Source organism: Polynucleobacter sp. MWH-Svant-W18 (genome assembly GCF_018687495.1).
Lineage (GTDB): Bacteria > Pseudomonadota > Gammaproteobacteria > Burkholderiales > Burkholderiaceae > Polynucleobacter.
Genome location: NZ_CP061293.1, coordinates 679,444 through 693,248, shown reverse-complemented (window position 1 = coordinate 693,248; position 13,805 = coordinate 679,444). Strand labels below are relative to the sequence as shown.

The 13,805-nt window shown below is 47.1% G+C and carries 15 protein-coding genes; 12 read left to right on the top strand and 3 right to left on the bottom strand.

Annotation, left to right across the window (positions count from 1 at the left end; translation table 11 throughout):
- Nucleotides 1–42: 42 nt before the first annotated feature.
- Both C2757_RS03630 and yaaA read right to left on the bottom strand, forming a co-directional pair.
- Nucleotides 43–1,254 (bottom strand): DUF2863 family protein, encoded by a 1,212-nt coding sequence (locus tag C2757_RS03630; protein WP_215376262.1) that lies wholly within the window; start codon nt 1,252–1,254, stop codon nt 43–45.
- Nucleotides 1,254–2,030, bottom strand: coding sequence for a peroxide stress protein YaaA (gene yaaA / locus C2757_RS03625; RefSeq protein WP_215376259.1), 777 nt, complete (start codon nt 2,028–2,030; stop codon nt 1,254–1,256). Before yaaA ends, C2757_RS03630 begins: the two co-directional genes overlap by 1 nt.
- A gap of 104 nt (nt 2,031–2,134) precedes the next feature.
- Here yaaA and C2757_RS03620 point away from each other — a divergent pair, with 104 nt between their 5' ends.
- The 12 genes from C2757_RS03620 (at nt 2,135) to C2757_RS03565 (ending at nt 12,688) form a co-directional block, all read left to right on the top strand.
- A complete protein-coding gene (locus tag C2757_RS03620) occupies nt 2,135–2,842 on the top strand; it encodes a glutathione binding-like protein (protein ID WP_215376855.1) in 708 nt (235 codons plus the stop codon).
- A 1-nt stretch (nt 2,843) separates the two neighbouring features.
- Entirely contained in the window at nt 2,844–3,698 is an 855-nt protein-coding gene (locus tag C2757_RS03615) for a 3-hydroxybutyryl-CoA dehydrogenase (RefSeq protein WP_215376256.1), read from the top strand.
- A 27-nt stretch (nt 3,699–3,725) separates the two neighbouring features.
- Nucleotides 3,726–4,205, top strand: coding sequence for a DUF3429 domain-containing protein (locus C2757_RS03610; RefSeq protein WP_251366788.1), 480 nt, complete (start codon nt 3,726–3,728; stop codon nt 4,203–4,205).
- Between the two features lie 7 nt (nt 4,206–4,212).
- A complete protein-coding gene (locus tag C2757_RS03605) occupies nt 4,213–5,535 on the top strand; it encodes a replication-associated recombination protein A (protein WP_215376254.1) in 1,323 nt (440 codons plus the stop codon).
- A gap of 5 nt (nt 5,536–5,540) precedes the next feature.
- Complete coding sequence (locus C2757_RS03600) at nt 5,541–6,167, top strand: 2-hydroxychromene-2-carboxylate isomerase (protein ID WP_215376252.1); 627 nt, start codon at nt 5,541–5,543, stop codon at nt 6,165–6,167.
- A 63-nt stretch (nt 6,168–6,230) separates the two neighbouring features.
- Nucleotides 6,231–6,806, top strand: coding sequence for a peptidylprolyl isomerase (locus C2757_RS03595; protein ID WP_215376249.1), 576 nt, complete (start codon nt 6,231–6,233; stop codon nt 6,804–6,806).
- Between the two features lie 32 nt (nt 6,807–6,838).
- Entirely contained in the window at nt 6,839–8,665 is a 1,827-nt protein-coding gene (locus C2757_RS03590) for a bifunctional anthranilate synthase component I family protein/class IV aminotransferase (RefSeq protein ID WP_215376246.1), read from the top strand.
- A 9-nt stretch (nt 8,666–8,674) separates the two neighbouring features.
- The gene (locus C2757_RS03585) at nt 8,675–9,235 is read left to right on the top strand and encodes an NUDIX hydrolase (RefSeq protein ID WP_215376243.1); all 561 of its coding nucleotides are present in this window, start codon (nt 8,675–8,677) and stop codon (nt 9,233–9,235) included.
- 10 nt (nt 9,236–9,245) lie between these two features.
- Complete coding sequence (gene aat, locus C2757_RS03580) at nt 9,246–9,983, top strand: leucyl/phenylalanyl-tRNA--protein transferase (RefSeq protein ID WP_215376241.1); 738 nt, start codon at nt 9,246–9,248, stop codon at nt 9,981–9,983.
- Entirely contained in the window at nt 9,980–10,726 is a 747-nt protein-coding gene (locus C2757_RS03575) for an arginyltransferase (protein ID WP_215376238.1), read from the top strand. Before aat ends, C2757_RS03575 begins: the two co-directional genes overlap by 4 nt.
- A 9-nt stretch (nt 10,727–10,735) precedes the next feature.
- On the top strand, nt 10,736–11,770 hold the full coding sequence (locus tag C2757_RS03570) for a quinone-dependent dihydroorotate dehydrogenase (RefSeq protein WP_215376235.1): 1,035 nt from the start codon (nt 10,736–10,738) through the stop codon (nt 11,768–11,770).
- A gap of 93 nt (nt 11,771–11,863) precedes the next feature.
- Entirely contained in the window at nt 11,864–12,688 is an 825-nt protein-coding gene (locus C2757_RS03565; protein WP_215376232.1) for an IclR family transcriptional regulator, read from the top strand.
- 1 nt (nt 12,689) lies between these two features.
- Here C2757_RS03565 and C2757_RS03560 read toward each other — a convergent pair whose 3' ends face one another.
- Nucleotides 12,690–13,709, bottom strand: a complete 1,020-nt coding sequence (locus tag C2757_RS03560; protein ID WP_215376229.1) for a serine hydrolase — start codon at nt 13,707–13,709, stop codon at nt 12,690–12,692.
- Nucleotides 13,710–13,805: the final 96 nt, after the last annotated feature.

Below are 13,805 nucleotides of genomic sequence, written 5' to 3'. Positions count from 1 at the left end.
AAAAAAGCCGAGAATCTCTCGGCTTTTTATTTGACGTTTCTGTTAATGAAATAAAGGTTGTTGTGATGGGGTGTCTTCAGGCATCTCTGCATGCACTGCTTCACCAGAGCGATCGGGGAATAAGGGAGCGCCACAGTCATCACATAACTCTGGATCAAAGAGCATAGCGTGGCGGAATACATCCTCTACCCCAGCATCATGCAAGGCATCACAAATCTTTTTAATCGGACTCTCGTCATCCGAGACATCGTTTAAGGCATCGTTCGCCACGCTCTCGCGGTCGTACAGGGGCCAAATCACACCGTACATGATTTCAGAAGAGCCTTTGGCACTAAAAGAGATACGGTATTCATCCGCCTGATCTTCTCCAAAGGCGCCGACCACGCAAGATAGACCAGCCGGCAGAATGCCAAGGCCGCTTTCCAAGAAGTTAACAGCTGCACGAATACTTAAGGGTCGAACATGTTTATCTGCTAAACGGCAGTTAGTGAAATAAGACTCTGGCAATAGCAACTCAAATTCACAGCCTGGTAAGAGAGATGCAATCGGCTCTTGCATTGCATTTTGCCAACCAATCAAACTGACACCGCGCTCTTGACGTGCTGGCGGCTCGGCTTGCCAACGAAAGATTGGTGAACCACTCGGCGCACTCAATGCAGCAATGATGAATCGGGGATCGGCGAGCACTGCAATCGTCTCGGACATATCGCGTAACTCTAATTTCACATCTTTATTGCAGATCGCTGCATTTGCCAACGCTTCAGTTAAGACCCGAGTTTGGCAATGGGAATGTGGCATTTGGTCGATGCTATAGAGCCAAGGAACAATTGCTAGGCGCGTTTCTGGTGCTGCGATAGCGGTATTGAGCGCTTGAGCAGTAGCCTCGATGATGCTAGATGGCAATGGTCCCGAAGGAATTTGATAGCGCGTGTGTGCAACGATGGGCATTGCCAATAACAGCACATCCCACTCCTGCCCTTCATGCTCCATTCTGAGAGACTCTGCCAAAGTTTCCGCCGTGTCTGCAAGCACTTCAAATGCAACCGTATTAATACGAAATGTTTGATCTAAGGCAGCATCAATCACATTTTGATTTTGGCTTTTAAGTAAACGCATCAAACGAACATTGAGACGATCTTCCCAAAAACGATCTTCAATCTGACTACCGGAAGCTGCCAAGGAAATAGCATCTGACACAAGCTTTTCAACTTCAGGAGAACTACGCTGCGAGGATTTGGTGCGATGTAAAGCCATTATTTTCTCTCCGCCCTTCTAAAGATAGGCTTATCCAACTTGGATTCTGCAGCAAAGTATTTATAACCATCCAAATTAAAGCCCTTTAAGTGTGCTGGGTCTGTAATGCGATTCTCCACAACATACCGAGCCATGAGCCCACGAGCCCGTTTGGCATAAAACGAAATGATTTTGTACTTGCCATCCTTGCCGTCCTGAAACACGGGAGAAATCACTGGACAATCGAGTTCTTTGGCTTGTAGGACTTTGAAATACTCTTCAGAGGCTAAATTGAGCAATACGGGTTTCTTTTGCTTTTCTAAAATCTGTTTTAAAGAATTGGTCACTCGGTTACCCCAAAAAGCGTAGAGATCTTTGCCGCGCGCATTTTGAAACGCGGTGCCCATCTCCAGGCGATAGGGCTGCATTAAATCCAAGGGTCTCAGAGCGCCATAGAGTCCTGACAAAATACGAACATGGTCTTGCGCAAAGTGGATTGCTTTGGCATCAAGGGTTTTGACATCAAAGCCATCATAAACATCGCCATCGAATGCGTAGATCGCAGGTTTGCTGTTTTCTTCAGTAAATTTTTTAGACCAATCGCGGTAACGGCCAACGTTTAAGGCTGCCAACTGATCAGACAAACCCATCAAATCAGCAATCTCTTGGGGGGATAGTTTTTTCAAGTCCGCAATCAACTTTGCCGATTCTGAGACAAATTCCGGCAAGGTAGACGTCTTAAGCTTAACGGGGGTCTTGTAATCGAGGGATTTTGCGGGGGAGAGTACGATCAGCATGGCACAATTTATAAATGTATTTTTACCATTCTAGCGACTCCTTGTTTCCTCTGCCCTAAATGACCCCGAAGGATAAAACCATGCCACAAAAGCAATCCAAAAATGTGATTGATGTCTATAGCTGGCCCACCCCAAATGGTCATAAGGTGCACATCATGCTCGAAGAATGCGGTTACCGCCTAGATCGAGATTGGATTGCACACCCAATTGACATTGGGGCTGGCGATCAATTTCAGCCTGAATTTTTAAAAATCAGTCCCAACAATAAGATTCCAGCCATTACTGACCCAAATGGCCCAGATGGCAAACCCATTCATCTATTTGAGTCGGGTGCAATTTTGCTGTACCTGGCTGGGAAGACTGGGAAGTTTTTACCCAAGTCCACTCGCGCTAAGTATGAGGTCTTAGAGTGGCTGATGTTTCAGATGGGTGGATTGGGCCCCATGCTTGGGCAAAACCACCATTTTCGTCTCTATGCGCCTGAGAAAATTGAATACGCCATCAATCGCTACACCAATGAAGCCAAGCGTTTATATGGGGTTCTCGACACGCAACTGAAAGATAATCTTTATATTATTGGGAAAAGTTACTCTATTGCCGATATGGCCATTTATCCATGGACGCGGAATTGGAAAAATCAGGGAATAGATATCCACGACTATCCCCATTTCAAGCGGTGGTTCGAGATGATTGGTGAACGTCCCGCTGTAAAACGCGGATGCGCAGTGTTGACAGCACTACGCAAGCCCTTGACTGATGACAAAGCGAGAGAGCAATTGTTTGGTTCAACGCAGTATCAAAAAAGGAAATAGCATGAAGATTCAATCAGTCGGTGTAATCGGTGCAGGCACAATGGGCAATGGAATTGCGCAAGTTTGCGCGGTTGCAGGCCTAGATGTTGTCATGGTTGATATTAATGAAGCTGCCGTTCAACGCGGTCTTGAACAAATTAGCAAAAGCTTGGATCGGCTTGTTAAAAAAGAATCTATAACAACTGCAGCAAAAGATGCAGCACTAAAACACATTAAGGGGAGCACCTCTTATGCGGACTTCAAAGGCTTGGATTTGGTGATTGAAGCTGCTACTGAAAACCAAGCGATTAAAGAAAAGATTCTGAAGCAAGTCGATGAGATCGTTGGCAAAGATGCCATCATCGCTACCAATACTTCTTCCCTATCTATTACTAAGCTTGCTGCCCTGGATTCCAATCCAGCGCGTTTCATTGGTATGCACTTCTTTAACCCACCTCCTCTCATGGCTCTAGTTGAGGTCATTCGTGGTTTGCAAACCAGTGATGCAACCCATGCAGCAATTATTGAAATGGCAAAGCGCATAGGCAAAGAGCCCATTACCGTGAAGAACTCGCCAGGCTTTGTGGTGAACCGTATCTTGCTGCCGATGATTAATGAAGCTTTCTTTGTATTGTCCGAAGGCCTAGCCAGCCCAGAGGATATTGACGCTGGTATGAAGCTAGGCTGCAATCAACCAATCGGTCCACTAGCTTTAGCAGACTTGATTGGCTTAGATACCTGCCTAGCAGTGATGGAAGTCTATTTTGAGAATTTCAGCGACTCCAAATACCGCCCATGCCCCCTTTTACGAGAAATGGTAGCTGCGGGTTATCTCGGTCGCAAAACAGGTCGCGGTGTTTATCGTTATGATAAATAATTAAAGCACTGACCCTCTCGAATACCCGTGAACCCTATTACACCCCTCGTACGTAAACTGGCTTATGCAGGACTCATTCCGTTTATCGGTCTTGCTTTATTGGTGCAGCTCGCACCCACCCCATTAAATTATCTCAGCGCAGAATCCCTTGCTGGTTATGGCGCTGTCATTACTGCATTCATGGGTGCGATCCATTGGGGTGCCAATTTACATACCTTAGGTAAGGCGCCTTGCGGTGATCGTTGGATTGATCGCAATGCTTGGATTTGGGGTGTGATTCCAGCACTGGTTGCTTGGCTTGCCCTGCATATTTATATTCCAGTTGGCTTGCTCATTTTGGCATCCACTTTAATCATCCAACGCAATATTGATCAGAATACTTATCGATATTACTTTTCTGATGAAGCTGCTTGCGCTGCTTTCATGACCATTCGCAATCGTCTAACTTATATCGCTGCAGCTTGTTTAACTTGGGCAGCCATCGTGATTCTTTTTATTCAAGCATGATGATTTGATGAGTAGTTTGTTTGACAGCACCCCACCGCCACCGTTAGCGGAAGCACTGCGTCCAAAAACCATCGCTGAAGTCATCGGACAAACCCATTTACTCGCCGCCAGTAAGCCACTCAATCTAGCGTTTGCCTCTGGCAAACCCCACTCCATGATTCTTTGGGGCCCACCAGGTGTTGGTAAGACCACCCTGGCACGCCTTTCAGCTAAAGCATTTGATCGAGAGTTCATCGCCATCTCAGCAGTATTGGCAGGGGTTAAGGAAATTCGAGAAGCCATTGAGCTCGCCCAACAAAATATGGCGCAATATGGCAAGCAGACCATTTTGTTTGTCGATGAAATTCATCGCTTTAACAAGAGCCAACAAGATGCTCTGCTGCCCCATGTGGAATCTGGTTTATTTACTTTTATTGGCGCGACTACAGAGAACCCTTCTTTTGAAGTGAACTCTGCTTTGTTATCACGAGCTCAAGTCTATGTTCTTAAATCCTTAAGTCCTACTGAGTTGAAGCAATTATTTCAGCGTGCGCAGCAACATGCTATGCCGCAAGTGCAATTTGAAGATAGTGCAATCGATATACTCATCAGCCATGCTGATGGTGATGCGCGTCGCCTTCTCAATCTCGTTGAACAAATTCGTAATGCTGTCTTTACACCAAACTCGGAAGTCTCTACGGTTGACCAAGCCTTTATTGAAAATGCGCTCACTGTTCAGGCCCGTCGCTTTGATAAGGGTGGTGATCAGTTTTATGACCAGATATCCGCGCTTCATAAATCAGTGCGCGGCTCTGACCCCGATGCTGCACTTTATTGGTTCTGCCGGATGTTGGATGGTGGGGCTGATCCTCGCTATTTGGCGCGTCGCATTATTCGTATGGCTTGGGAAGATATTGGCTTGGCTGATCCCAGGGCGATGCAATTGGCTAACGATGCTGCACAAACTTTTGAGCGCCTTGGCTCTCCAGAGGGCGAGCTTGCCTTGGGTCAAGCAGTCGTCTATTTGGCGGTCGCCTCCAAGAGTAATGCGAGCTACAAGGCTTTTAATGCTGCCCGTGCCTATGTTGCGCAAGATCAATCTAAACCCGTTCCCAATCATTTGCGTAATGCGCCGACCAAACTCATGAAAGAACTGGGTCATGGCAAAGAGTATCGCTATGCTCATGATGAACCCCATGCTTATGCTGCCGGTGAATCTTATTTACCGGAAGGCATGCAAGCCCCGCATTGGTATGAGCCTGTTGAACGGGGCTTAGAAAGTCAGATCAAAGAGAAGATGACCTTCTTACGTAAGTTGGATGAAGAGTCCAAAAAGAAATCGGGAGATTGAGTCACATGAGTGAAAAAATAGTGGCTACCCTCTATTACGACATCATCTCTCCTTTTGCTTATTTATATATCAAGCAAAGAAATCGTTTGGAACACAAACTCGATATCACTCCCGTGCCCATTCTGCTTGGTGGACTCTTTCGAGCCACAGAGAATAAAGGGCCTGGTGAGGTTGCTGCTAAGCGTCCGCACACCTATCAATTCTGTGTATGGCAAGCTGAAAAGTTGGGAGTTCCCTTTCGCTTTCCGGAGCATCACCCATTCATGACAGTGGCAGCCCAGCGACTACTCATTGAACAAAAAGCAGATTGGCCTATGGTTGAAAAGGCCTTTGACTATGTTTGGGTGGAAGGCAAAGATCCGAATTTATCTTGGCCGGATTTTTGCTCTTATTTAGGTTTGCCAGCAGATACCGTAAAACCGGATAACCCTGAAGTCAAAGCGCAACTCGTTGCCAATACCAATCAAGCGAAGGCAGATGGCGCTTTTGGTGTGCCCGCATTGATCCTCAATCATCACTGTTTTTGGGGCGTCGATACCATTGAATGGGCTTTGGACTATCTGGCGCGACCGGGGATGTTTGATGAAGCCTCCTACGTCTACGCCGGAAATGTTCCCAATGGTCTAGCTTAACTAGACTCCCAGACTCTTGAATACAATCATCCACACTCACTTCTATTAATTATTGGAGCTCTTATGCGTAAGCTTTTTGCCAGCCTTGTTCTCATTGTTAGCTGTTTTGCAAGTCAAGCGGCTATTGCCGGACCTAAAGTGGAATTTAAAACCACTATGGGTAATTTCGTAGTTGAGTTAGATGCTGATAAAGCGCCAAAGACGACTGCTAATTTTCTCAACTATGTCAAAAGCGGTTTTTATAACGGCACTGTCTTTCATCGTGTGATTGATGGCTTCATGATTCAAGGTGGAGGCTTTACCCCTGATCTCGTTCAAAAACCTACTGATGCTCCGGTGGTGTCTGAGGCAAATAATGGTTTGAAAAACAATCAGTACACCATTGCGATGGCACGCACTTCGGATCCCGATTCTGCGACTGCGCAATTTTTCATCAACGTTAAAGACAATCCTGGTCTGGACTACCCAAATGCAATGGGCAGTGGCTACACCGTGTTTGGCAAGGTGATCTCTGGCACACAAACGATTGACGCCATTCGTAAAGTACCAACGATGGTTGCTCCAGCGCCTCGCATGGGCAGAATGGCTGATGTTCCAACCAAGCCCGTCATCATTGAGTCTGCCACTATTCTGAAGTAAATAATTTACTCATAGATCTTAGGTTAGCCGCGATGATTTTGCTCGATGATGCGCAAAGTACAGCGGCTGAACCAAGCAGTCGACTCTATGAGAATCCACTACATTACTGGCGCATTCTGCCAAGTGACGATCAAACAAATGACTTTGCCGCTACTGAACAATGTTTAAGGGAAATATCGGTATCACTATCTCGAGGTGAGTATGTCCTTGCTACATTTGCCTACGAACTGGGTCAATGCCTTCAGCGATTGCCAGAGCATCGAGAGAATGCTTCTGCAGCACACCCACTCATTGAGGCTTGGTCTTTTTCTAAGTTTGAAAAACTCTCCAAGCAAGCTGTTGATACCCTGATTGCCCATCGAATAGAGCAACTCGACTCCAAAGAGAAGCTTGCGGGCGTGCTTGATCAGCAGGAATCTCTTACTGAAGCGCAATTTGCACAAGATATTCAAACGATCCAGGAATATATTCGCAGCGGTGATACCTATCAGATTAATCATACCTACCGTATCACCGGGAAGGCCTATGGCTCTCCCCTCGCCTTATATAGCCTGCTACGACAGCGACAACCTGGCAGGTTTGGCGCCTATATTGCCCATGACTCTCGTTACCTTTTATCCCAATCCCCTGAACTCTTCATTGCTCGTGAAGGCAATATCTTAAAAGCCATGCCCATGAAAGGCACTGCCAGCGCCCTATCTGAAGTGGCAAGCGCACTCTCAGAAGACCCAAAAAATCAGGCAGAGAATGTGATGATTGTGGATCTCTTGCGCAATGATCTGAGTCGGATCTCAATGCCAGGCACTGTCACCGTTCCCAAACTCTTTGAGGTTGCTCGTCATGGTGATGTCTTGCAGATGACATCCACCGTCCAAGGACAAATCAAACCAAATACCACCCTACTCGATATTCTGAAAGCAGTCTTTCCTTGCGGATCGGTCACAGGTGCCCCCAAAAAACGCAGTATGGAAATTATTCAAGAGCTCGAATCTTCTGATCGCGGCTACTACTGTGGCGCACTGGGCTGGCTTGATCCCAACGACAACTTTGCCTTTAGCGTGCCGATTCGCACCATTGAGATCGAAGAGGATAAGCAATCCCATGCTGCCGCCTTCACACTCGGTGTTGGAGCAGGCATCACGATTGACTCTGATGCTAAAAAAGAGTGGCAAGAATGCCGCATCAAGTCTGCCTTCTTGATGCAATTGCCTAGTGGCTGTGGTTTATTTGAAACCATCGCCATCCATGAAGGAACACCCCAAAGAATTTCGGCGCACTTAGATCGCATGCATTCTTCTGCGCTAGCTTTGGGCATCGGTTTTAATCGAGCAAATGCGCAAACGCTAATCGAATCTGCTTGTGCGGGCCTTAAAAGCAATTTGCGCTACCGACTTCGCTTGGATCTGGCCCCAAATGGAGAATGTTCTGTGAACACGTCTCCACTCGATGCTATTGAGGGGTCAGTAAAGATCTTTTGGGCAAAAGATGTTTTGTCCGCTGATGTGGAGATGTTTTCTGGAGATGCTTTATTAGCCCACAAGATTACTCAGCGCATTCTTTACGATCAAGCATGGCAAAAGGCAGTTGAGTTAGGCGGCTTTGACGCCATTTTTACCAATGAACAGGGCTTTGTCACTGAAGGCGGCAGAACTAGCATTTTTGTTAAACCCCAAGGAAGCGTGGAATGGCTTACCCCTCCAGTTTCAGCAGGTCTATTACCCGGTGTCATGCGTGCAGCCGTCCTTGCTGATCCCAATTTCAATGCCCGTGAAGCCAACCTGACTATTAATGATGTTTCAATGGCAGATGAGATTATTCTTACAAATGCGCTTCGCGGCGTCATCAAAGCCCATTTTTAGAAAGTCAATATGAAGTATTGCCCAAACTGCGCTGCTGTATTGACGATCAAAATCCCCGCAGATGATTCTCGTGAACGCCATGTCTGTGAATCTTGTCACAGCATTCATTATCAGAATCCGCGCAATGTCGTTGGCAGCATTCCCGTCTATGGTGAACGGGTGTTACTGTGTCGGCGTGCCATTGAACCGCGTCATGGTTATTGGACATTGCCGGCAGGTTTTATGGAGCTTGGTGAAAGTACTAGCCATGGCGCTGCTAGAGAAACACTTGAAGAAGCTGGCGCCCAAGTGGAAATTGGTCCGCTTTATTCTTTATTAAATGTTCCCCATGCTGAGCAAGTGCATCTTTTCTACTTAGCCACTATGCCTACTCCCGAGTTTTCTGCTGGCGAAGAGAGTCTTGAGGTAGCACTCTTTTATGAACATGAAATCCCTTGGGCTAACTTGGCTTTCCCAACTGTTAAGCAGACGCTAGAGTGGTTCTTTGCAGATCGGGCTGCTGGTCTTCTTCAAGCGGGCAAAGAGTTTCATGTTCGCAGTCGCGATGTCTTGCCCTCCGAGAGGGTGTAGTGAGTGAACTATGAGCCAGATTGCTTGGCTGGGCCCTCATGACCCTTTTCCTAATCCACTCTTAGCTGCTGATCCTGACCCCAGCGTTCCTGGCCTCATTGCCGTGAGTGAACGTATTTATCCTGGACAGCTCTCTCGGGCTTATCAACTCGGTATTTTTCCTTGGTACTCTGATAATCAACCGGTCTTGTGGTGGTCACCCGATCCTCGAATGGTTTTAAAGCCAAGCGCCTTTAAGTGCAGTGACTCTCTGAAAAAATGCATTCGTTTGTTTTGCCAAGATGCAAAAGCACAAGTTCAAGTCGATATGGATTTTAGTGGGGTAATCCGCGCTTGCGCGACCAGTGAGCGTAAAGATCAGGATGGCACTTGGATTACCCATGAAATCATGGATGCCTATACCGCACTGCATGAACAAGGTCATGCTCATAGTATTGCTGTCATGGAGCAAGATCAACTCATTGGCGGCCTGTATTGCGTCTCCTTTGGCGGTATGGTTTTTGGTGAGTCCATGTTCAGCCGCAAACCTGGCTCCTCCAAGATAGCCTTAGCGGCCTTAAGTGCCTGGTGCTTACAAAATGGCATTGCGATGATCGATTGCCAACAAGAGACAGCCCACCTTAGCTCCTTGGGCGCTACGCCTATTCCGAGAAAAGAATTTCTGGAAGCGCTGCAAATATCTCTAAATCAAACTAAGATTGAAGGATCTTGGACCTTTGATAAAACCATCTTGACCCACTGGCTATGACCCAGCTTAAAGAACTTCCGCTGACCGCAATCCAGTTTTATGCAACTGCGCCCTACCCTTGTAGCTATCTGCTAAATAAAATGGCGCGCTCACAAGTAGCCACTCCATCTCATTTGATTCATGCGGATATTTATAACGAATTACTTAATGCGGGTTTTCGTCGGAGTGGTCTCTATACCTATCGCCCTTATTGCGACAACTGCAGAGCCTGCATTGCTACCCGCATTTTGGTGAATCAATTTATTCCCTCTCGGAGCCAAGGTCGCGCTTGGAAAAAACATTCTGGATTACAGGCGTTTGTGTTGAACTTAGGTTATCAAGAAGAGCACTACCAGCTCTATCAGCACTATCAAAATGCACGTCATGCTGGCGGTGAAATGGATAACGATGATCAAGATCAATACATGCAGTTCTTATTGCAAAGCCGGGTGAACTCACGCATCGTGGAGTTCCGTGATGGACCCCACGACTCCCATCCCGGCCGTCTTCGTATGGTCAGCATGATTGACATCCTCGAGCAAGGCATTTCTTCGGTTTATACCTTCTTTGATACCTCGGAACACGCAGCCAGTTACGGAACTTTCAGTATCTTGTGGCAAATTGCTCAAGCTAAAGAGCTGAACCTACCCTATTTGTATCTCGGCTATTACATTCAAGAGAGTGAGAAGATGTCCTATAAGGTGAACTATCAACCGATGGAAGGTTTGATCGATGACCACTGGCAAGCATTGAGTGGGTCATAATATCTACCCATGATCGATCGCTATTCTCTTTTACGCCCTTGGCTCTTTTGTCTAGATCCTGAACAAGCGCATAACCTGACGCTCAGTAACTTAGATCGTGCACAACGCTGGGGTTTGCTTGAGCGCCTTGTTACCAAACCCATAGCTGATCCACAAACGCTTTGCGGCATCACCTTTTCGAACCCTGTCGGTTTAGCTGCGGGTCTGGATAAAGATGGTAAGCATATTGATGCTCTCGCTGCGCTTGGCTTTGGATTTTTAGAGATTGGTACAGTCACTCCTCGCCCACAAGCTGGCAATGCTAAGCCCCGCATGTTTCGGCTCACTGAAGCCCAGGCGATTATTAATCGCATGGGGTTTAATAATGATGGGGTTGATGCTTGCGTAGTACGTGTACGTCGCTCCAGCTTTTGGCAATCCGGCGGTGTCTTGGGGATGAATATCGGCAAGAATGCAGATACGCCGATTGAGAATGCGGCAAGCGATTACATCTTGGCGATGCAGGCTGTTTATGAGATTGCCTCCTACATTACAGTCAATATCTCCTCCCCGAATACCCAGAATCTGAGAGCACTCCAAGGCGAAGAGATGTTGCGCTCATTACTCAGCAAGTTAGATCAAGCTCGGCAAGAATTATGTGATCGCTATGGTGTGCGCAAACCGCTCTTCTTGAAAATTGCGCCTGACTTAAATACAGAAGACATCCATTTAATTGCTGACCTATTAATGGAGTTTCAAATCGATGCCATCATCGCCACCAACACTACGATTGCACGTGATGCAGTTCAAGGTATGCAATATGGGCAAGAAACGGGCGGCTTATCAGGCGCGCCAGTTCGGGCAGCATCGAATCAAGTAATTAGGGCGCTCAAAGCCAGATTAGGAAACACTCTGCCAATCATTGGCGTAGGCGGCATTATGTCGGGGGCAGATGCCAGGGAAAAAATCATGGCTGGAGCGTCTTTAGTTCAACTCTATAGCGGCCTCATCTACCGAGGCCCGGATCTTGTGAATGAGTGTGCCAAGGCGCTCAGACAGCCCTGATCCCAAGCCCAAGTGGGTGTTTTTCCAGCCTCAAATCCATAAAATGGGATTTCATAATATGCAATTAGCTCTGAAATCGATACAATAAGGGCTATGAGTACGACCAAACCGATCAAAACTGCTAAAAATACTGGCGAAGTTGGCAAAACTGCCATCCAGGTGCTCGATCGCATGATGAACTTGCTCGACGCCTTAGCCGAGCAAGAAGAATCTTGCAGCCTCAAGAATTTGGCTGAGCAAACTGCTCTGCATCCCTCCACTGCCCACCGAATTTTGAATGACATGGTTGCTTGTCGTCTGGTTGAGCGTGGCGATGGCGGCACTTATCGACTTGGCTTAAAACTGCTAGAACTTGGTAACTTAGTCAAAGCACGACTCTCTGTTCGTGAAGCTGCACAAGTACCCATGCGTACCCTTCACAAGCTTACAGGTGAGACTGTCAATTTATCCGTTCGCCAAGGTGATGAAATTGTGTATGTCGATCGTGCCTATAGCGAACGCTCTGGCATGCAAGTAGTTCGAGCCATTGGTGGACGTGCCCCGCTTCACCTGACCTCAGTCGGAAAACTATTCCTATCAAGTGATGACCCTAACCAAGTGCGCGCCTATGTGACACGTACAGGGCTTTCTGGTCATACTCGCAATAGCATCACTGATTTAGCCAAACTAGAAACTGCACTCAATCAAGTGCGTAGAGATGGCAATGCACGTGATGATGAAGAACTTGAGCTCGGCGTGAGCTGTTTAGCTGCAGCGATTTTGGATGACTCAGGAAAATTGGTTGCTGGCTTATCACTGAGCGCTCCAACAGACCGCATGCAAGCTGACTGGCTAAAGGCACTACAAGACACCGCCCTCCAGATCTCCAAGGGGATGGGCTTCAAACCCAAGTCCTCTGAGCCTGGTGCTCCAGCCTAAATTACATTAAGCGACGGATAGGTTGAGCGCCTGAAGGCATACGTTCATACCAATCTCGCACTCTCACCGCATCTGCGAAACGCGATTGGGTTCCAACAGAATCTAAGAAGACCAGCAATAAGGGTGTGTTGTTCACTCGTGCTTGCATAACCAGGCACTTGCCTGCGGCATTAATAAAGCCAGTCTTTTGCAATCCGATATTCATATCACCAGAACGCACTAAGCGATTCGTGTTTAGGAATTTTTGCGGGCGATTTGCAATCACCATCGTCAAATCAGGCCAAGTAGAGAACTCACGAATCGTCTTGTATTGATACGCGGCATTGAGCATGCGGGTGAGGTCCTCGGCTGAAGCAACGTTCTCGCTCATCAGGCCAGTAGGATCCGCAAAATGCGAATGGTCCATCCCAATGTCTTTTGCTTTGCGGTTCATCGCATCCACAAACGCTGGAATACCCCCTGGATAGTTACGACCTAAGGTATATGCTGCACGGTTCTCGGAAGACATCAGCGCCAGTAAGAGCGCTTCTTCACGCGTGAGTACAGTTCCACCAGCTAGGCGAGACTTGGCATAAATGTGAACATCGTCCGCATTAATCACAATGGTCTCATCCATGGGCAACTTGGAATCCAAGACAACCATTGCTGTCATTAATTTTGTAATGGATGCAATCGGCAGGCTAACGCTCGGATTTTTTTCAAAATACACTTCTTTAGTGTCTTGGTTGACAACCATTGCAACACTAGATTTGAGGCTGAGCTCATCATGCTGACCGCGTAATCCTAGAGCAGTGGCAAGAGATGGTGGTCCGGCAACCACTGGCGCATTCGAACGCGTAACAGTCACTCGGACTGTCTTAGGTCTCTTAGGCGATTTAGCAGTCTTTACAACTACCTTGCTCGATTTGGCTTGCTTATCTTTATCCTTATCTTTGCTAGCTGCAAATACTGGTGCATTTACAGAGGCAGTCAAGCCGATCAGCAAAGCTAGGGCAAATGGCCAAAATCGATTCAAACGCATCCCAAAATACCTTCCAAAACTTTCAACATACCGAATGATAATTAATTTCTAATGTCAGAAAGGGTTTATTCGCCCCATCTTGGACATTTTGGGGTG

Excerpts from the sequence above, each read along its gene's own strand:
- C2757_RS03630 (WP_215376262.1), bottom strand. The coding sequence starts at position 1,254 with ATGGCTTTACATCGCACCAAATCCTCGCAGCGTAGTTCTCCTGAAGTT.
- yaaA (WP_215376259.1), bottom strand. The coding sequence starts at position 2,030 with ATGCTGATCGTACTCTCCCCCGCAAAATCCCTCGATTACAAGACCCCC.
- C2757_RS03615 (WP_215376256.1), top strand. The coding sequence starts at position 2,844 with ATGAAGATTCAATCAGTCGGTGTAATCGGTGCAGGCACAATGGGCAAT.
- C2757_RS03605 (WP_215376254.1), top strand. The coding sequence starts at position 4,213 with ATGAGTAGTTTGTTTGACAGCACCCCACCGCCACCGTTAGCGGAAGCA.
- C2757_RS03600 (WP_215376252.1), top strand. The coding sequence starts at position 5,541 with ATGAGTGAAAAAATAGTGGCTACCCTCTATTACGACATCATCTCTCCT.
- C2757_RS03595 (WP_215376249.1), top strand. The coding sequence starts at position 6,231 with ATGCGTAAGCTTTTTGCCAGCCTTGTTCTCATTGTTAGCTGTTTTGCA.
- C2757_RS03590 (WP_215376246.1), top strand. The coding sequence starts at position 6,839 with ATGATTTTGCTCGATGATGCGCAAAGTACAGCGGCTGAACCAAGCAGT.
- C2757_RS03585 (WP_215376243.1), top strand. The coding sequence starts at position 8,675 with ATGAAGTATTGCCCAAACTGCGCTGCTGTATTGACGATCAAAATCCCC.
- aat (WP_215376241.1), top strand. The coding sequence starts at position 9,246 with ATGAGCCAGATTGCTTGGCTGGGCCCTCATGACCCTTTTCCTAATCCA.
- C2757_RS03575 (WP_215376238.1), top strand. The coding sequence starts at position 9,980 with ATGACCCAGCTTAAAGAACTTCCGCTGACCGCAATCCAGTTTTATGCA.
- C2757_RS03570 (WP_215376235.1), top strand. The coding sequence starts at position 10,736 with ATGATCGATCGCTATTCTCTTTTACGCCCTTGGCTCTTTTGTCTAGAT.
- C2757_RS03565 (WP_215376232.1), top strand. The coding sequence starts at position 11,864 with ATGAGTACGACCAAACCGATCAAAACTGCTAAAAATACTGGCGAAGTT.
- C2757_RS03560 (WP_215376229.1), bottom strand. The coding sequence starts at position 13,709 with ATGCGTTTGAATCGATTTTGGCCATTTGCCCTAGCTTTGCTGATCGGC.